Here is an 18,513-nt window from a genome sequence, read left to right as displayed (position 1 = left end):
TACTGGCTGGTGCGGGCGCCTTCAAGGTGCGGTCCCAGCCGACTCAACAATAGCGATGCGCCGCTGCAGACGGGCAGCTTCAGACGGCTCGCCCGCTGCTTCAGCACGCCGCATCTGCACCAATAACCAGGCCAGCAAAGGCCGGCTCCAGCCTTGGACAGAGGCAGTGTCGGTGGCCAGCGCCATGACAGCCGGGTCGGCACGCCCCGTTTGCAGCAGCACGGCGGCAGCCACCAGACGCGAGAGCGGATCGGAAACCGCTTGCAGCGCGGCGGCGGGGTTGGCGGATGTGGCCACGCGTTGTTGGGCAGCCGGCAGCCATACCAGTTGGGTGGCCTCCACGCGGCCCAGCAGGTAATCGGCATAGGCTTTTTCTGCAGCAGCAGCATCTAACCGCAGGGCTTCAAAAGCCGCACACGGTTCAATATCCAAACTGGCCACCTGCGCGGCGCAGCGCAGCAGCTCAATACGTGCCAGCAGTGCCGGATCGCCGGTGCGCGCCGTGGCGGCGCGCGCGCGGTCAAATTCGAGTTTTTCTAAGCGGGGGTTGCCCTGCAACAAGGCCACCACCGCACGCTGTGCCGAGTCGTGGGCCGTCATCTGCCAGTCCGGCACCGGCGGCTGGCTGGAGCAGCCGAGCAGCCCCAGCCCCCCGCCCAACGCGGCGCCCAGCAGCTTCATACGCACCTTTTCAAGCAGCTTCATGGCAGCATCACCGCACGGTCGCGGGCAAATGGCCACTTGCGGTTGAGGTCGTTGATCAGGCTTTCGATCTTGACCAGGTTGCTTTCGACCTCGGCGCGCAGGCCGCCCAGATCGGCGGTACCCTCGCGCACGTTGGCACCCACGGCTTGTGCTTCGGCCAGTACGGCATCGACTTTTTTCAGGCTGCCGCGCGTATCAGCCAGTAGACCATTGAGTTGCACCACCGTGGCGCGCACCTCGGGCATCACGCCGCCGGGGCCAAACACCTGCGTATCGGCCTTGGCGGCCATCCCGTCAAGGCGCGCCAGCAAGGCGTTGGCGCGGTCCAGCGTGGCGACCAGTTTTTTGGCATCGACGTCACTGCCCATCAGTACTTGCAGCACGCCGCCGGGGGTTTTCAGGCGCTCAGTCAGCACCTGCACATTGGCCATGCTCGTGCCCAGCGCCGAGTCCTCCCCGGTAAGGGCGTTCAGGTGGGTGAGCAGCTCGCGCGCCGAGGCCATCAGTACCGGGATGTCCGCCGTGGCATCGCCGCGCAGCACCGGGCGCACCGCCCCTGCGGGCAACTGCGGATCCGCCAGCATGCCGCTGTAAGCGCGGATGTTGGTACCGCCGACGATGCCGCGCACCAACGTGAAGATGCTGGACTGGCGCAGCCAGTGTGCGTCTTTGCGCGGCACGTCCACGATGATGCGGGCGTTACCGTCATCGGTCAGCTCGATGCGGCGCACACGGCCAATCGGAAAGCCGGAAAAGGTCATGTCCATGCCGACCACCACGCCCTCCGAGTCGTCGGCGGTCAGCACCAGCGTTTGCGTCGGCTCAAAGGCACCGCGCGCATAGAGCAGGTACAGGGCCGAGCCGAGAATCAGCGTCAGCGTGAACAGCAACAGCGCTGTGGCTTTGAGGTGCAGATGGGCCACCGGGCGCAGCGTTTCCAGCGGCGGTGCCGACGGGTCAGGCGAGGCAGAGGCCAGGGAAGCAGGATCGGTCATGGCATCAATAGTAATTGCCGACAAGGGAAACCACTTCGATCAACAGCAGCACGGCAAACATGCGCGCCAAGCCACCGAGTTCGGAGTCGGGCTGCATACGCTCGCCGGTGTCGTACAAGCCCGCCGTGGTCGGAATCAGGGCCACGGCCAAGCTGGAAAACAGGGTTTTGAGTGCAAACACCAGTGTCACCGCCGGGGCAAACACATGGCCGAACATGCGCGTGTACGACGGCAAGCCGGCCAGATTGAAGCCATACACGCTCAGATACGCCATCACCAGCGCCACCACGCACGACAACGCCGCCAGCGTAATGCTGGCAAACACGCCGGCTACCACGCGCGGCAGCAACTCCATGCGTACCGGATCGCCCCCCTGGCGGCGCAGTGCGGCCAGGTGCCCGGACTGGCGCAATTGCGCCAGCTGCGCGCCATGGGGAATGGTGCAGCGCATAGCCACAAACAGTGTGGCGGTGAGGGGAATCAGTTCGAGCACCAACACACGGATCACCATCTCCAGCGCATAGCGCGACAGGCCGTAGCTCAGCGCCGTGACGACGACGATGTGCGTGATGACCAGACACAGCAGCGCTGCCAGCACCGTAAAGCCCAGCAGATTGGGCGCCGTGTCGTGGTAGATGTGGCGCGTCAGACTGCGCCGCGCCATGCGGCTGTAACTGGATGGCGACAACACCAGCACCAGCACCACCGCACCCAGGTAAATGATGCGGCCCCAGGCCAGCGCCCAACGCTGTGCCGTGTGCCACACGCGCTCGGGCACTGAAGATTCGGACAGGTGCGAAATCATGGACGCATCATACTAAAATTATGGTCAAAACAGCCATAAACGCTTTACTGCATTGCGCTTATAGCTACTATTTTAATAGTAAGTCATACGTGGCGTTTGGCTCCGCCCGTGCGCTCTAGCGCGTCCGTCTGCGCATCTGCCTGCGCGTGCAAAGCGTCAATGACGTGGCAATGGTCATCCGTGCCATCGCAGCGGCTGCGCAGCGCACGCAAATCCTGCTCCAGGGCCTGCAATTCTTGCAAGCGCGCGCGCACATGCTCCAGGTGCTGGTCCAGCGTGTGGCAGGCAGTGTGTACATCCGCCGGCAAGTCGCTGTTTAGCGCCAGCAGGGTGCGCACCTCGTCCAGCGACATGTCCATGGCCCGGCACAGGCGAATGAAGCGCAGCCGGTGGATATCCTCATCGCTATATAAACGATAGCTATTAGCGCTTCTACTACAAGGCTTGAGCAGCATTTCTTTCTCGTAATAGCGGATGTTGGCGGCGTTCACACCCGAGCGCCGCGCAGCATCACCAATGCGCCATGCAGGGATTTCATGGGCCATGGCTTGACCTTCAAGTGACTTTAAGGATTCCAATCATGGCATGGCGGATCAATGTCTGCTTTTTTACCGGAATATGTATGTCAAATCCCCTCGCCCACCCTGAGCACAGCGCCCGCGCACCGGCACACAGCGGCCCGCGCCTGAACATTTCATGCTGCGGCGCAGACAGCAGCTGCGCTGCGCCCGACAGCCCGGACCCCGCCAGTGCAGCGGCAGCCAAAGACCACGATAGCCACGACGATCACGATAGCCACGATGACCACGCCGGCCACGACCACAGCCACCTGCCCAGTCCGGCCCGTATTGCCACCGCCCTGCTGGCGGCCACCGGCGCTGAACTATTACACCTGCTCGGACCCGATATGCCGCTGTGGCATGGCGCGGGCATGGCGCTGGCGGCGGTAGCGATCGTGCTGGCCGGCCTGGGCATTTACCGCAGTGGCGTGCGCGCGCTACTGCGCGGGCAATTGGGTGTGAACGCGCTGATGGCGGTCGCCGTCACCGGCGCCTTTGCCATCGGCCAATGGCCTGAAGCCGCAATGGTGATGGCGCTGTATGCGCTGGCCGAACGCATCGAAGAAGGCGCCGTAGGCCGTGCGCGCAACGCCATTGGCGCCCTGCTGGCGCTGACCCCCGACCAGGCCGATGAACAAACCCCGCAGGGTCAGTGGCGCAGCGCACCGGTAGCGCAGATCGCGCTAGGCAGCACACTGCGTGTCCGCCCCGGTGGCCGCGTGCCGCTGGACGGCGTGGTCACCGCCGGCCACAGTGCCGTGGACGAGTCTAGTGTCAGCGGCGAGAGCCGCGCCGTGGACAAGGCGCCGGGCGACGTGCTGTACGCCGGCACGCTCAACGCCCAATCGGAGCTGCAATTGCGCGTCACTGCGGCTGCCGGCCAGACCACGCTGGACCGCATCATCCACGCCGTCGAACAAGCCCAAGCGGTGCGCGCGCCGACGCAGCGTCTGGTGAACCGCTTTGCCGCCATCTACACGCCGGCGGTGTTTGTGCTAGCGCTGCTGGTCGCCCTGGGCGCCCCGCTGCTGCTGCCGTGGACCTGGATGGACGCCCTGTACCGCGCGCTGGTGCTGCTGGTGATTGCCTGCCCGTGCGCTCTGGTGCTGTCCACACCGGTGACGGTGGTCAGCGCGCTGGCGGCAGCAGCGCGGCGCGGCATCGTCATCAAGGGCGGCCAGTGGTTGGAGCAGGCACGCGAGATCCGTGTCGTGGCGCTGGACAAGACCGGCACCGTGACCTGCGGGCGCCCGGTGTTGGTCGGGCAGCGGCTGATCGAGCCCACGGGCAGGGGCGCTGGCGCCGATGCGGGCCATGCCGCCGCAACCGATACGCAGGTGTACGCCGTCGCCGCCGCGCTGGCCGGTCGATCTGACCACCCCGTCTCAGGCGCCGTGGCCGCCGGGCTGGCGCCTGCCACGCTGAGAGCACCCGGCCCGGTGCTGGAGGTACACGACTTCAGCGTCCTGCCCGGGCGCGGCGTGCAGGCGCGCATTGCCGGCGCCACCTGGCAACTGGGCAACCGCCGCTTGATGCAGGAGCGCGGCCTGTGGACGCCCGCCGCCGAAGACTGCGCCGCCGCCTACGAAGCCCAAGGCCACAGCGTGACGCTGCTGGCCGACGAGCACGCCGTGCGCGCCGCCTTTGCCGTAGCCGACACCGTGCGCCCCGAGGCGACCCAGGCCGTGGCTGAACTGCATGCGCTGGGCATCGCCACCGCCCTGCTCAGCGGCGACCACGCTGCGCCCGCCCAGGCCGCAGCGCGTGCGGCCGGTATCGACGAAGTGCAGGCCAGTTTGCTGCCCACCGACAAGCTGGTCGCCATCGCCGCACTGCAAAAGAAATACGGTATGGCGGCCATGGTCGGCGACGGCATCAACGACGCCCCGGCACTGGCCCAGGCCGACATCGGCTTTGCCATGGGCGGCACCGGCACCGATGTGGCACTGGAAACCGCCGACGTGGTGATCATGAACGACGACCTGCGCCGCATCGCCGAAACAGTGCGCCTGTCACGGCGCACGCACGCCATACTGCTGCAAAACATCACGCTGGCATTGGGTATCAAACTGGTGTTCTTTGGCTTGGCACTGGCCGGACAGGCCACCATGTGGATGGCGGTGTTTGCCGACATGGGCGCCAGCTTGCTGGTAGTGGCCAACGGACTGCGGATGCTGCGGTTACCACAGCCACAACAGCCACCACGCTGACATGCCCCCATCGGCCTTGCAGCCTCTGGCGCCGATTACACTGGCGCGCGGTGTTTTTCCTGATCAATTTCAAGCCAAAACAGCCTCAAACGCTTATATATAAAGCGCTATCAGCTATTCATTGAGGAGCATCCACTCATCCCCGTGGCTGCGCCCCCAACCACCCTACCTCCTTACCCCGGAGTCATTTTTCTATGACCAGCCCGTCTGCCGCGCTCGCTGCCCCTGCCGCCCCTCCTGCACCTTCTGGCGCCACCGCCCTGCCCCACACCCTGACGGAAGATGCCATCGCGGTATGCACCGGCGTGCTGCTAATCTCGGTCGGCGTGGCGTTTTTCACCAGCGCGGGTTTGCTGACCGGCGGCACGGCGGGGCTGGCTTTCTTGCTGCACTACGGCACCGGCATCGGTTTTGGCAAGCTATTTTTTGTCCTCAATCTGCCGTTTTACTGGCTGGCGCTGCGCAAGCTGGGGCGGGCCTTCACCCTCAAAACTTTCATGGCCGTGCTGCTGTTGTCGCTGCTGACCGAGCTGCAGTCGCAGTTTTTGCAGTTTGCGCAAATCCAGCCGCTGTACGCCGCCATTGCCGGTGGCTTTATCACTGGCACCGGCTTTCTGGTGCTGTTTCGCCACCGCTGCAGCCTGGGCGGCGTGGGCATTTTGGCGCTATACCTGCAAGAGCGTTACGGCTGGCGCGCCGGCAAGGTGCAAATGGCCGTGGACTGCGCCATCGTGCTGCTGGCGCTCTGGACCGTGGAGCCGCTGCGCGTGCTGTGGTCCATCGTCGGCGCCGTGGCGCTGAACCTGGTGCTGACCATGAACCACCGGCCCGGACGGTATATGTCCACCTGAGCGGCTTGTCCTGCGGAACCTTTTCAGCACAGCGCGCACCTCAACCTCCTATGCATCGCCTTGTTTCTGTGCTGTTTATCGTCCTGCTGCTTTTGCGCAGCCTGATGGGCAGCGCCATGGCGTCGGGGCCGCTGCCCAGTCTGCCGACTCCGGCAATGCAGCACACGGCGCAGCCAGCGCCAGCGCCGCTCTTGGTGGGCGCCACGGGCAGCGCAGCGCACGATCACGGCGCACGGCCTCCTCTGCCCGATAACGCCGACAATGCCGGCCCAGACACTGGCAGCCCCGGATGCGCGGGCCATGCCGACCACACAGGTCAACCGGATTGCACCACCTGCGCGGGGTGCCATGCGGCGATGCTGGCACCGCCCGCACTGTATGCCTACAGCGCGCACCCCACCAGCGAAAAAACAGCCCGCACAGCCACGCGGTTTGCCAGCGCACCGGCAGCACTGGCCATCAAACCGCCCATCGCCTGAGCACTGGTTTGCCTCCTGCGAGGCCGTCGCGTTTGGCCAGAGCCAGACGCACACTCAGTGCGCACCGTGCGCACGCCTTCTGAATTTTTTGCCATGAAAAATATTAAATTAATAGCTGCTTGCGCTTTACTGGCAAGCGTTAGCACCGCTTTTGGCCACCAAAATAGGCCACACCATCCAAGTTCAGATGGACGAAACCGTGCGCCTGCACGTCGTCAACCAAGGACAAGCCATGCACGAGATCGTGCTGGGCACACCAGCCACGCTCCAGGCACACGCCCAAAAAATGCAGCAATACACCCCGGCATGGCACACGACGATGCACTGCACATGGCGCATGTGTTACCCGGCTGCCAGGGCGATATGGTGTGGAACTTCAAGCGAGCCGGCCAGTTTGACTTTGCCTGCCTGATCCCCGGCCACTACCAAGCGGGCATGACCGGCAGTATCACCGTGCTCGCCAGCGGCCACTAACACCTCTTCGTCCCTTTTTCTTTCTGTACAACAAAATTTACCATGCACACCACTACCGCCACTCGACCGCATCCCCAGACTGCAACGCACAGCCTGCTGCACCGGCGCCATGCGCTGGCCGCCCTGGCACTGCTGGGCGCCGCACTGGTCGCGCCGCGCCTGGTGCGTGCCGCCACCGCCACCCCAGTCGAGATATGGAAAGACCCCAGCTGCGGCTGCTGCCACGACTGGATGGAGCACATGCAGGCCAATGGTTTCAGCTTCACCGTGCACGACACCGGCAACAACGGCGTGCGCGCCCAGCTGGGGCTGCCGCAAAAGCTCGGTTCCTGCCATACCGCCCTGGTCGGTGGCTACCTGATCGAGGGCCATGTCCCGGCCAGCGATGTGCGCGCCCTGCTGCAGCAAAAACCCAAGGCGCTGGGGTTGGCGGTACCGGGAATGCCGGTCGGTTCGCCCGGCATGGATGGCCCGGTCTACGGCAACCGCCGCGACCCTTACGACGTGCTGCTGGTGGCGCATGGCGGCGGCACCCGCGTCTTCAAAAGCTACCGCACCCAAAGCGCCAGCTGACACCCGGACACCTCTGCCGAGCACCATAATCGGCCGCATGTCCGCTCTCCCCCCTTCCGCCAGCGACGCTGGCAGCATCACCCGCGTGGCCGGCATTGAAGTCGGCCACTGCACCGACAACCGGCGTCCCACCGGCTGCACCGTGGTCATGGCGCGCGCTGGCGCGGTGGGCGGTGTCGATGTGCGCGGCGCCGCGCCCGGTACGCGCGAGACCGATCTGCTCGACCCCTGTAACTTGGTAGAAAAAGTGCACGCCATCGTGCTCGCCGGTGGCAGCGCCTGGGGGCTGGAGGCGGCGACCGGCGCCATGCGCTGGTTGGAACAACAAGGCGTGGGGCTGGACGTCGGCGTAGGCCGGCTGCCGCTGGTGCCGGCGGCGGTGCTGTTTGATCTGCTGGTCGGCGACATGCGCGTGCGCCCGGACGCTGCTGCGGGCTACGCTGCCTGCGCCGCCGCGTCGAGCGCCGACCCGGCCGAGGGCAATGTCGGCGCCGGCGCCGGGGCCAGCGTCGGCAAGCTGTTTGGCATGGTGCGCGCCATGAAAGGCGGCGTCGGCACGGCCTCGGTCACGGTCGGTGGTGTCACGGTCGGCGCGCTGATTGCCTGCAATGCCGTCGGCGATGTGCTGGATCCGGACAGCGGGCAGGTGGTGGCCGGCGCACGCACCGCCGACGGCTTGCACTTGCTCGATACCCGGCGCGCCCTGCTGCGCGGCGAGCTGGCCCAATCGGTGCTGCCGGGCACCAACACCACCATTGGTGTGATTGCCACCGATGCTGTCATCAGCAAAACGCAGGCACAACGCTTGGCGGTGGCGGCCCACGATGGCCTGGCGCGCGCCATCAACCCGGTACACACGCAGCTCGATGGCGACACGCTGTTCACGCTCGGCACCGGCGCGTCGGGCCAACACCCCGGCATGTTGCTCCTGGCCACCATGGCAGCTGAGGCCACCGCCCGCGCCACGCTGCGCGCGGTGCAGGCCGCACGCACGATCACCACGGCTGAAGGCCTGGTCTTGCCGGCGATGGTCGATCTGACCTGATCTGCCTTGATCACCCCCTGAAACTCCGATGGCCCAGGCTTTTCGCAGCTCCCTGCTGTCACTGCGCGACTTGCTGGTGTCCGCCGGTCCGCTGGCTTTGCTGGCGGTGGGGCTGCTGGCCTTGGCGTACTGGTGGCTCAACCCGACACCACCCCAACAAGTAACGCTGGCCACCGGGCCGGCGCAAAGTGCCTATGAGGCGTTTGGCCGGCACTACCAGCAAGTGCTGGCGACTGAGGGCATCGAGGTGCAACTGCTGCCCAGCGAAGGCTCTTCAGCCAACCTGCAATTGCTGCGCGACGGCCGCGCTGATGTGGCGTTTGTCCAAGGCGGAACTTCGGAGCTGCAAGCCGCCGACCAGGAGAAACTGACCTCACTGGGCAGTCTGTTTGTCGAGCCGGTATGGATTTTTTATCACACCAAGGCACTGCACCAACGCCGTCCCTCGGGCGTGCTGGACGCCTTGCCGCAACTGCGCGGACTGCGGGTGAATGTCGGCACCGTGGGCAGTGGCGTGCCCACGTTGATGGCGAAGCTGCTGGACGCCAACCACATCGAAACCAACGAGCTGCAGCTGTCTCAACTGGAGCAGACACCGGCCACTGTCGCCTTTCTGGCGGGCCAGCTGGACGCGCTGGTGTTTGCCTCGGCGCCCGAGTCATCGATGGTGCAGATGCTGCTGCAGACGCCAGGCGTGGGCCTGATGGATTTTCCCCAGCACGAAGCCTATGGCCGGCGCTTTGCCTTTCTTACCCCGGTGACGCTGCCGCGCGGTGTGGTCGATCTGGCTGGCAATCTGCCAGCGCAAGACGTGCGGCTGATCGCCCCAACCACCGCCTTGCTGGCACGGGAAGGCACCCATCCGGCGCTGCTGCAGTTGCTGGCCCAAAACGCCCAGAAGCTGCACAGCGGCGCCGGCTGGTTCAACCGGGCCCGCGAATTCCCCAATACGCACCACACCGAACTACCGATTGCCGCCGAGGCTGAGCGTGCCATCAACGAACCGGTGCCGCTGCTGCAGCGCTACATGCCGTTTTGGCTGGCCAATCTGGTACAGCGCATGGCGCTGGTGCTGGGTCTGCTGGTCGCAGTGATGCTGCCGCTGTCGCGCATCGTGCCGCCGCTCTACCAGTTTCGTGTGCGCTCGCGGGTGTTTCGCTGGTATGGGCGGCTGCGCGATATTGAGCGCGATAGGCAATCGCAGCATCTGCCGACGTCGGCGCTGTTGCAAGCGCTTGATACGCTGCAAGCCCAGGTCGAAAAAGTGAGTGTGCCGCTATCGTATGCCGACGAGCTGTATGCGCTGCGCAACCAGATTGAGCTGGTCCGGCAAAAATTCTTGCCAGACAAAGGCGCGCCAGGCACGCGCTGAGCAAAGTTTTGCAGCGTCTTCAGTCGTTCGTCGGCGGAGCGCGCCGCTTGGATCCAGTGGACGAAGTCGCCTGGGTCGATGCACCCAACGCGTCGATCGCGCGCGCCACCACCGGCTGGGCCGAGATCACGCGCAGCGTGCCTTCAGCCGCCAGCTTGTCGCGCATGCGCCGCGTCATGGACTGGGTGCTGCCATCAGCAGCGGTGAATAAAAACAGCGTGTGGTGCGGGCTGGCCCACGTCAACTGCGTGCGCACTTTGCGGCGGTTGGTGGTCAACTCAATCCACGCGCCGACGACAAATTTTGTCTCCATCTCGGGAAGCTGCTGCTCCGGCGCCAGCACCCCATCGACCGGCATAGGCATGGGCATGGCGGCGACTGCCAGCGGCTGCGGCTGTGCGGATATCGGCGCTGCGGGGGCTGCGGATGGCGGTGCGGCCCGGGGTTTCTCTGGCGCTGCCAGCAGAGGCCGGTGCAAAGCCACTAGGCGGGCCAAAAAAGCACTGCTACCGGCTTGCGGGTAGTCGATGCTATGCAGCCCGGTGCGCAAGGTTTCCAGCAACACCGGAATCAGGGCTTTGAGCCGCGCCGGGTCGGCACGCGCTAGGTCGGGCTGCACGCTCCAGAACAAATCGGACACCAGGGCGACATAACCGCCCGGGTCGTCCATGCTTTTGCCGACATCGCTGGTCTGTGCCAGTGCTACCACATCGGCCCAGGGGCCGGCGGCAAAGTCCATCACATCGGGCGGCACCTGCGCCACGCCAGCCAAGGCGCGAATACCAGTGGCAATTTTCTCGGCCAGCATCTGGCGCTGCTCGGTCTGCAGCAGTTGTTCTTCTTGTGCCTGGCGCAGGGCCTGGAGTTTTTTTTCTTGCGCAGCCCAGGCTGTCTGCAAGGCCTTGAGTACGGCTTCAAACGGCGCAGCGCTGGTGATTTCAAGACCCGTCAAGTGGCTGACCACCTCGTTGGTCAGGCGCATGAAGCGGCTAAAGCCCGGCGCGTCCTCTGCCGTGAACGCTAGGCTGCGCTGCGTCAGCTCATCGAGCAAACGGCGCGCCGGATGGTTGCTGTCGCTGAAAAAACGTGGGTCATGGCGCACCAGCTGGCAAATCGCCGGCTCCAGATCTTGCACGGCACGCTGCACTGGCGGCAGCAGACGTGAGTCTTGCGCAATGTTCTCCACCATCCGCGCCACCACTTCCGCCCCTGCGGCAGACGACGACTCTGCTGCGCCCGCGTAAAGGGCGCCATAGATGCTGCGCTGCGCTCCCAGCAAGGCGCTGCGCGAGACCTGCTCGGGCTGGGTCTGGGCCAGACGCCCGACCAGCCGCTCCAAGTGGTTAATGTCTTCCAGCGCCTCGGCCACGGCCACGGGGTAATGCCCGCCCACTTGGCCGACATGTGCGCTGGGTATTGCGCCGTAGGGAGTGGCCCAGACCGAAGAACGCGCTCCGACAGGCAACGGCCCACTGGTGACCTGCCCGCTGCGCGCCGTGTCATAAGGATCACCACCGCCCGCCAGCATCTGGCGCAGGATGTCAACCGTGAGCAGCGCCTCTTGCACGCCTGCGTCCATCCCAGGATCACCGGTCCAGTTGCTCGCCCCACCTGCACGCCCATACACGGGCAGTGCGCCATACCCGGGCCCATGCCCTGGGCCATAGCTGCCCTGCACACTGTCGGCGTAAGCACCGCCGTAACTGGCCGCCTCTGCAGGCGATCCCGAGCGCCCACCTGCACCAGCCAGCGGCACCACGCCATAACCGACAGGTTCAATGCCATGCTCGCGCAATTCTTGTGCGGCGCGTTGGTACACCGTTATCAATTGCGGCCCCAGCAGCGCGCGCATGTGCTGCATCCAGGCCTCGCGCACCGGCGTCGGCACGCCGGTTTCTGTCACTACTTGCTGCAATGCGCGGATGTAATTTTCAGGACGCAGAGGGTTGCGTTCAGGCTGCACGCGCTGCAAGCCTTGGGCGGAACTGACCAGAGCATTGAGTTCGGTCAGTGAAACGTCGGTCGCGTGCAACGCCACTTGCTGCGCGCGCGACAACTCCACCTGCGCCTGCACCTGGGCGTCATCCACCAGCGACAGCTCACCAAAATCCATGCCGGTGGGGTCGGTCTGGCGGGTTTTGGTGCTGACCGGCCCTTCGGCAAAAATTTCCAGCAGGGCCATGGGGTAGGCCTTGACCAGCCCGACCTCATGTTGGCCGAGCAGGCGCAGCGCGTCGCTGGCGGTGTCGCGCTGCACGACGTTGCGTGTCTCCGCTTCTTCGCTGATCAAGGCAGTGCGCGTGGCTTCGATCAGTTGCACCATCAGGACCTCGCTCTCGCGCACGGCGGTAACGACACAGGCGCGAAAGACGTTTCTTACAACAGGCGCAGATGGCGACATGGTGAAGCGACTCCAGGCAAAGAGCGGTGAGTCGCCAAATTTACTTGAGTGCCTTGAAGCGCATACGGTGTGGCCGCGCGCCATCCTCACCCAAGCGCTTCTTCTTGTCAGCTTCGTACTCCTGGTAGTTGCCATCAAAGAACGTCCACTGGCTGTCGCCTTCGGCGGCCAGGATGTGCGTGGCAATACGGTCGAGGAACCAGCGGTCGTGGCTGATGACCAGCACGCTGCCGGCAAACTCGAGCAGCGCATCTTCCAGGGCACGCAGGGTTTCCACGTCCAGATCGTTCGACGGCTCATCCAGCAGCAGTACATTGCCGCCGGCAATCAAGGTCTTGGCCAAATGCAAGCGCCCCCGCTCACCACCCGACAGGCTGCCGACACGCTTTTGCTGGTCGGCGCCGTTGAAGTTGAAGCGCCCGCAATAAGCGCGGCTGGCCATCTGGAATTTGCCGACGTTCAGGATGTCTAGGCCACCGGAGACGTCTTCCCACACCGTTTTTTCGTTCGCCAGCACGTCGCGGTGCTGATCGACAAAGGCCATATTGACCGTGGAGCCGATTACTACCGTACCGCTGTCGGGCTGCTCTTTGCCGGCCAGCAGCTTGAACAGCGTCGATTTACCGGCGCCGTTGGGGCCGATGATGCCGACGATGGCACCAGCCGGAATGGTGAAGCTCAGGTTGTCGATCAACATCCGGTCGCCAAACGACTTGCTGACGTTGTGGAACTCAAACACCTGCTGGCCCAGACGCTCGGCCACGGGGATGAAGATTTCCAGCGTTTCGTTGCGCTTCTGGTATTCCATGTCGCTCAACTCTTCAAAGCGGGCGAGGCGCGACTTGCTCTTGGCCTGGCGCGCCTTGGGGTTCTGGCGCGACCACTCCAGCTCTTTCTTCAGGGCCTTGGCATGGGCTTCTTCGCCCTTTTGCTCTTGCGCCAGGCGCTCACCCTTTTGCTCCAGCCAAGTGCTGTAGTTGCCCTTCCATGGAATGCCGCGACCGCGGTCCATTTCCAGAATCCATTCAGCGGCGTTGTCGAGGAAATAACGGTCGTGGGTAATGGCCACCACAGTACCGACAAAGCGCTTGAGAAACACTTCCAGCCACTCGACCGACTCGGCGTCCAGGTGGTTGGTCGGCTCGTCGAGCAGCAGCATGTCGGGCTTGGACAACAGCAGGCGGCACAGCGCCACGCGGCGTTTTTCACCACCGGACAGCAGACCGATCTTGGCGTCCCATGGCGGCAGGCGCAGTGCGTCGGCAGCGATCTCTAACTGGTGCTCGGAGTCGGTGCCAGCGGTGGCGATGATGGCTTCCAACTGGGCCTGTTCGGCGGCGAGCGCATCAAAGTCGGCGTCTTCCTCACCGTAGGCGATGTACACCTCTTCCAGACGCGCCTTGGCGGCAAACACCGCGCCCATCGATTCTTCCACCGACTCGCGCACCGTGTGCTCGTCGTTCAGCTTGGGTTCCTGCTCCAGGTAACCGATGGTCAGCCCCGGCATGGGCAGTGCTTCGCCCTCAAACTCTTTATCGACCCCAGCCATGATCTTGAGCAGCGTGGACTTGCCCGAGCCATTGAGGCCCAGCACGCCGATCTTGGCACCCGGAAAAAACGAGAGCGAAATGTCTTTCAAGAGCTGGCGCTTCGGGGGCACCGTCTTGCTGACGCGGTTCATGGAATAGACGTATTGGGCCATCGGTAGTAGTCAAACCTCAAAAAGCAAAAACAGGCGCGCAGCTGCGCGTGCAAACCCCGATTATCGACTCATGCGACAATATCCCCTGTTGCGCACTCCAGTTGTGCGCAATACAGCTCTCTGCTGGGGACGATGCAAAACACATTGCGGTCTCCCTCATTTGAACCAGATCTGCCTGACACTGGCTCGGCAACCCAACACGGGTTGCCTCGACAGGCCGACACCCAGCGCCCGGATGGGCGCACTTCACACATGACATTTGACGAACTGAACCTGGCTCCGGCCATCATGAAGGCCGTGCACGAGCAAGGCTACGACACTCCTACACCCATTCAGGCACAGGCCATTCCAGCCGTACTGGCGGGTCAGGATTTGCTCGCCGGCGCACAGACTGGCACGGGTAAAACAGCCGCTTTCACGCTGCCGCTGCTGCACCGCCTGTCGCTGGAAGCTGCGCCTAAAAACAAATTTGGCGGCAAGGGCCTGCGCGCCCTAGTGCTGACCCCGACACGCGAGCTGGCAGCCCAGGTCGAAGAGTCGGTGCGCCAGTACGGCAAGTACCTCGACCTGAACTCCACCGTGGTGTTTGGCGGCGTCGGCATGAACCCACAGATCGACCGCATCAAGCGCGGCGTGGACATTCTGGTCGCAACCCCCGGCCGCCTGCTCGACCTGCAACAACAGGGCTTTCTGGACTTGTCCACAGTGCAAGTACTGGTACTGGACGAAGCCGATCGCATGCTCGACATGGGTTTCATCCATGACGTGAAGAAAATCCTCGCGCTGGTGCCCAAGGACAAGCAAAGTCTGCTGTTCTCCGCCACCTTCAGCGACGAGATTCGCGACCTGGCCGCCACGCTGCTGAAGAACCCGCAAAGCATCCAGGTCACGCCCAGCAACACCACCGTGCAGCGCATCAGCCAGGTGATCCACCCGGTCGGTCGTGGCAAGAAAAAACAAGTGCTGCTGCACATCATCCAGGAGCACAACTGGAGCCAGGTACTGGTGTTCACGCGCACCAAGTTCGGCGCCAACAACGTGGCGGAGTTTCTGACCAAGAACGGCGTGCAAGCCATGGCGCTGCACGGCAACAAGAGCCAAAGCGCCCGCACGCAGGCACTGGCCGGCTTCAAGAGCGGCGACGTGCGCGCGCTGGTGGCGACTGACATTGCCGCACGCGGCATCGACATCGATGAGCTGCCGCACGTCGTCAATTACGAAATCCCCAACGTTTCCGAAGACTACGTGCACCGCATTGGCCGCACCGGCCGCGCCGGCGCCAGCGGCGAAGCCGTGAGCCTGGTCTGCCTGGACGAAGAGGGCTTCATGATGGACATCGAACGCTTCACCAAGCAGACGATTCCAGTACAAATGATTGACGGCTTCGGCCCGGAAGACGGCGAAAAAGCCGAGCCTATCGCCATGGGTCGCCAGACCATCTGGGGCGGTGCCGGCAAGCCTCCGAGCCGCGACGTGATGCAGGCAGCGGCCAAGGCGGCACGCGGCGAGATGATGGAACGTATGCGCGCTGGCAAGGGCGCACCGGGCGAGCGCGGCGCACGCCCTGGCAGCGGTGGCGGCAATGCCCCCCGTAGCAGTATTGGCGGTGGCGGTAATGGCCCCCGTGGTGGTGGCGGCGGCGGTGGCGCACGCAGCAGTGCACCGCGTGGCGGCCCAGGCCAGGGTGCTGGCGCTCCTCGCAGCCAGGGTCCGGCACGTGGTGGCCGCCCTGCTGGCGCCGGTGTCAATCGCTTCAACGACGCCCAACCGGCACGGGATAACGCCCATTTGGGCACCCATGGCGGCCACAGCATGCCATCCAGCCGCGGCTCCGGCCCCTCCGGCCAGCCCGACCCGATGCGCACCAGCGTGGACAGCATGGCCGAACGCGGTCGCCGCGGCGGCGGCTTCCGCAGTGGCGGTGGCGGTGGCGGCGGCGGTGGTAATAGTGGCGGCGGCGGTGGATATGGCGGCGGATCGCGTGGTCCTGGCGGTTCACGCGGTGGTTCGTTCAGCCGTTAAGGCCCTGCACCCGCGCACTGCCTAGCCAGTTTTCGCAAAAATACCAGGCCCCTGACAGCGCCTGGTATTTTTTTATTTAAATGGCTTGTAGCCCTTATGGGTCAAGCGTAATCCGCTATCTATTTAATATCAATCAACCCCAGTAACGGACTATATCGATCCAGTCGCACGTCGGGCATGCTGAAGTCAGACGTGCGGCCACGCACGCTGTGGCAGAGCCCGCTACCATTGCATTCCCCGTGTGCCGACAAGCCCCCTCGCTCCGCCCCTTCAGCTCCCCCCGCCGATCACACCCATGACCCTGCCTTCGTACTTTGGCGCAGCATTTCGCGCCTGCCGACCCGCTGCACTGGCTGCTTTACCGTCTGCATCACACAGCCATGGCTGGCATCTTGCAGCGGTAGTGGCCACCGCAGCACTGCTGTCCGCCTGCGGCAGTACCCCTTTGCCTCCCTGGTCGGCGGCCAAGGCGCCCATGCCACCCAAGCAACGCCCGATCGGCGGCGTACCCCCGTGGACCGCTCCAGCGCTAGCCGGCGTCGTCACCACGCCAACGCTCACACCCGCACCGGCACCCACGCCAGAAATTCCATCCGGCGCCGTGACCGCACCCGTGCAGATCCGCGAGATTGGTGAACTGCCTTACAGCGGCGCAGTAGCAGCACGGTTTCCAGACCCCGGCACGCGCTATGCCACGCCGGGACTGGCCACGGATCGACGCGCTTTCACGACCAACGCTGAACTCGATCAATGGCTGCGCAACCTGACCAACGCGCCCTCACCCAAGGGCACGAAAGCCACACTACTGGAACTGGGACACTCACAGCAAGGCACACCTATCGAGGCGCTGGTGGTGACACGCGCCCAAGACATCAATCCCGACAGCCTGGACGCCACCCATCGCCCAACCGTGGTACTGATAGGCCAGCAGCATGGCGATGAACCCGCCAGCAGCGAAGCTTTGCTGGTGGTGGCGCAAGAACTTGCCCAGGGCCTGCTCGAACCTCTGCTGGAGCGCCTCAACGTCATCGTCGTGCCGCGCGCCAACCCCGACGGCGCAGAAGTGGGGACCCGTGCGACAGCGAACGGCATCGACATGGACCGCGACCACTTGGTACTGAACACCCCGGAGGCACGCGCGCTGGCGGTTCTGGTGCGCAATTACCGTCCCATCCTGGTACTGGACGCCCATGAATTCACCGTGGCTGGACCGTATCTGGAAAAATTCAAGGCGTTGCAGTACTACGACGCCTTGCTGGAATACGCCACCCCCGCCAACATACAGCCCTTCATCACCAAGGCATCCAAGGAGTGGTACCACCAGCCGATGGTGAAAGCGCTCAAGGAACAAAACCTCACCAGCGAGTGGCTCTACACCCTCTCCAACGAACCCAATGATGTACAGCTGTCCATGGGAGACGCACAAGTTGACAGCGCACGCAACGTGAACGGCCTGAAAAACGCGGTCAGCCTGGTTGTCGAATCGCGCGGCATCGGTCTGGGTCATACCCACATCCAGCGCCGCGTACACACCCACGTCACCGCCATCACCAGCGCATTGCACAGCAGCGTGGAGCGGGCAGAAAGCCTCGAACAAGTGCGCTCATTCGTGGTGCGCGATATCAGCGCCCAAGCCTGCCGCGATCAGGTCATCGTCGAAGCGGGCAGTACACCCGAGCAGCATGACATCACGATGCTCGATCCCGATACAGGCGCCGACAAAACGGTGCAAGTGGACTGGAATTCCTCGCTCAAGCTGCGCACGCTGGTATCGCGCCCACGCCCTTGCGGCTACTGGCTGGCGGCAAGCGCCGAAACCGCCATCGAGCGGCTCAAACTGCTGGGCGTCCAGGTGCTGCGGGTGGCCGAACAAGGCTCCTTGCTGGCCGATACATACCACCAGACCGGCAACTCTGCGCCCACCCCCCAAGAAGCGCTCGCCACCTTGAATGGCCAGACCAGTCCGCAGCGGGTGCAAGTGGCCCTGGTGCGCAGCGCCATCGACGTCACGGCAGGCAGCTACTACGTGCCCATGAACCAGCCCCTGGCCGCGCTGGTCGTCGCCGCTCTGGAGCCAGACACGCAAAGCAGCTACTTTGCCAACCGGCTGATTGGTGATCTCTCCGACACCGCCCGCATCATGTCCACCCCGGCCCTGGTCTTTGAAGAAAGTGAATGAAAATAGCCTCAAACGCTTAACCATCAAGCGCTAACAGCTATTATTTTAATAGTTGAATCAATCCATGCTGCGGTGACCTGGCAGCATGGAACGGCGCCAGCGGCGCCAGCATCCAAAACTCCGGCCAATAGCCCTTAGAA

Annotated in this window: 15 protein-coding genes; 9 read left to right on the top strand and 6 right to left on the bottom strand. The window is 64.2% G+C overall.

Annotated features, from left to right (window positions below; genetic code table 11):
• Positions 1 to 21: 21 nt before the first annotated feature.
• From Q390_RS0104250 to Q390_RS0104235, 4 genes are all read right to left on the bottom strand, one after another.
• A complete protein-coding gene (locus Q390_RS0104250; RefSeq protein WP_245606862.1) occupies positions 22 to 705 on the bottom strand; it encodes a hypothetical protein in 684 nt (227 codons plus the stop codon).
• Positions 702 to 1,700: an MlaD family protein gene (locus Q390_RS0104245; protein ID WP_027994955.1), complete on the bottom strand. Its 999-nt coding sequence runs from the start codon at positions 1,698 to 1,700 to the stop codon at positions 702 to 704. Before Q390_RS0104245 ends, Q390_RS0104250 begins: the two co-directional genes overlap by 4 nt.
• 4 nt (positions 1,701 to 1,704) lie before the next feature.
• A complete protein-coding gene (locus Q390_RS0104240; protein ID WP_027994954.1) occupies positions 1,705 to 2,505 on the bottom strand; it encodes an MlaE family ABC transporter permease in 801 nt (266 codons plus the stop codon).
• Positions 2,506 to 2,588: 83 nt separating this feature from the next.
• On the bottom strand, positions 2,589 to 3,050 hold the full coding sequence (locus Q390_RS0104235; protein WP_027994953.1) for a Cd(II)/Pb(II)-responsive transcriptional regulator: 462 nt from the start codon (positions 3,048 to 3,050) through the stop codon (positions 2,589 to 2,591).
• Positions 3,051 to 3,127: 77 nt separating this feature from the next.
• On the opposite strand from Q390_RS0104235, the gene Q390_RS0104230 reads away from it, so the two are divergent.
• From Q390_RS0104230 to Q390_RS17460, 7 genes are all read left to right on the top strand, one after another.
• Positions 3,128 to 5,275 (top strand): heavy metal translocating P-type ATPase, encoded by a 2,148-nt coding sequence (locus Q390_RS0104230; RefSeq protein ID WP_027994952.1) that lies wholly within the window; start codon positions 3,128 to 3,130, stop codon positions 5,273 to 5,275.
• 194 nt (positions 5,276 to 5,469) lie between these two features.
• Positions 5,470 to 6,126, top strand: a complete 657-nt coding sequence (locus Q390_RS0104225) for a YitT family protein (RefSeq protein WP_027994951.1) — start codon at positions 5,470 to 5,472, stop codon at positions 6,124 to 6,126.
• A 50-nt stretch (positions 6,127 to 6,176) separates the two neighbouring features.
• Positions 6,177 to 6,605: a hypothetical protein gene (locus tag Q390_RS0104220; RefSeq protein WP_027994950.1), complete on the top strand. Its 429-nt coding sequence runs from the start codon at positions 6,177 to 6,179 to the stop codon at positions 6,603 to 6,605.
• Positions 6,606 to 6,911: 306 nt separating this feature from the next.
• On the top strand, positions 6,912 to 7,079 hold the full coding sequence (locus Q390_RS20605) for a plastocyanin/azurin family copper-binding protein (protein WP_342666078.1): 168 nt from the start codon (positions 6,912 to 6,914) through the stop codon (positions 7,077 to 7,079).
• Between the two features lie 42 nt (positions 7,080 to 7,121).
• The gene (locus tag Q390_RS0104210; protein WP_084153764.1) at positions 7,122 to 7,652 is read left to right on the top strand and encodes a DUF411 domain-containing protein; all 531 of its coding nucleotides are present in this window, start codon (positions 7,122 to 7,124) and stop codon (positions 7,650 to 7,652) included.
• Positions 7,653 to 7,689: 37 nt separating this feature from the next.
• Positions 7,690 to 8,697 carry a P1 family peptidase gene (locus Q390_RS0104205; RefSeq protein WP_027994948.1) on the top strand — a complete coding sequence of 336 codons (1,008 nt, stop codon included), beginning with the start codon at positions 7,690 to 7,692 and terminating at the stop codon, positions 8,695 to 8,697.
• Positions 8,698 to 8,725: 28 nt separating this feature from the next.
• Positions 8,726 to 10,069 carry a TAXI family TRAP transporter solute-binding subunit gene (locus Q390_RS17460; protein ID WP_037472160.1) on the top strand — a complete coding sequence of 448 codons (1,344 nt, stop codon included), beginning with the start codon at positions 8,726 to 8,728 and terminating at the stop codon, positions 10,067 to 10,069.
• 19 nt (positions 10,070 to 10,088) lie between these two features.
• Here Q390_RS17460 and Q390_RS17455 read toward each other — a convergent pair whose 3' ends face one another.
• Together Q390_RS17455 and ettA are read right to left on the bottom strand one after the other, a co-directional pair.
• Positions 10,089 to 12,470: a DUF1631 family protein gene (locus tag Q390_RS17455; protein ID WP_084153763.1), complete on the bottom strand. Its 2,382-nt coding sequence runs from the start codon at positions 12,468 to 12,470 to the stop codon at positions 10,089 to 10,091.
• 40 nt (positions 12,471 to 12,510) lie between these two features.
• A complete protein-coding gene (gene ettA, locus Q390_RS0104190) occupies positions 12,511 to 14,172 on the bottom strand; it encodes an energy-dependent translational throttle protein EttA (RefSeq protein ID WP_027994947.1) in 1,662 nt (553 codons plus the stop codon).
• A gap of 252 nt (positions 14,173 to 14,424) precedes the next feature.
• Here ettA and Q390_RS0104185 point away from each other — a divergent pair, with 252 nt between their 5' ends.
• Both Q390_RS0104185 and Q390_RS0104180 read left to right on the top strand, forming a co-directional pair.
• Positions 14,425 to 16,194, top strand: coding sequence for a DEAD/DEAH box helicase (locus Q390_RS0104185; RefSeq protein ID WP_027994946.1), 1,770 nt, complete (start codon positions 14,425 to 14,427; stop codon positions 16,192 to 16,194).
• A gap of 295 nt (positions 16,195 to 16,489) precedes the next feature.
• On the top strand, positions 16,490 to 18,373 hold the full coding sequence (locus Q390_RS0104180) for a M14 family metallopeptidase (RefSeq protein ID WP_051603023.1): 1,884 nt from the start codon (positions 16,490 to 16,492) through the stop codon (positions 18,371 to 18,373).
• Positions 18,374 to 18,513 lie beyond the last annotated feature (140 nt).

The sequence above is a fragment of the Simplicispira psychrophila DSM 11588 genome (assembly GCF_000688255.1).
In the GTDB taxonomy this organism is placed as follows: Bacteria; Pseudomonadota; Gammaproteobacteria; order Burkholderiales; family Burkholderiaceae_C; genus Simplicispira; species Simplicispira psychrophila.
Note: the sequence above shows the minus strand (reverse complement) of the source record. Positions and strands in the feature narration are given on the sequence as shown.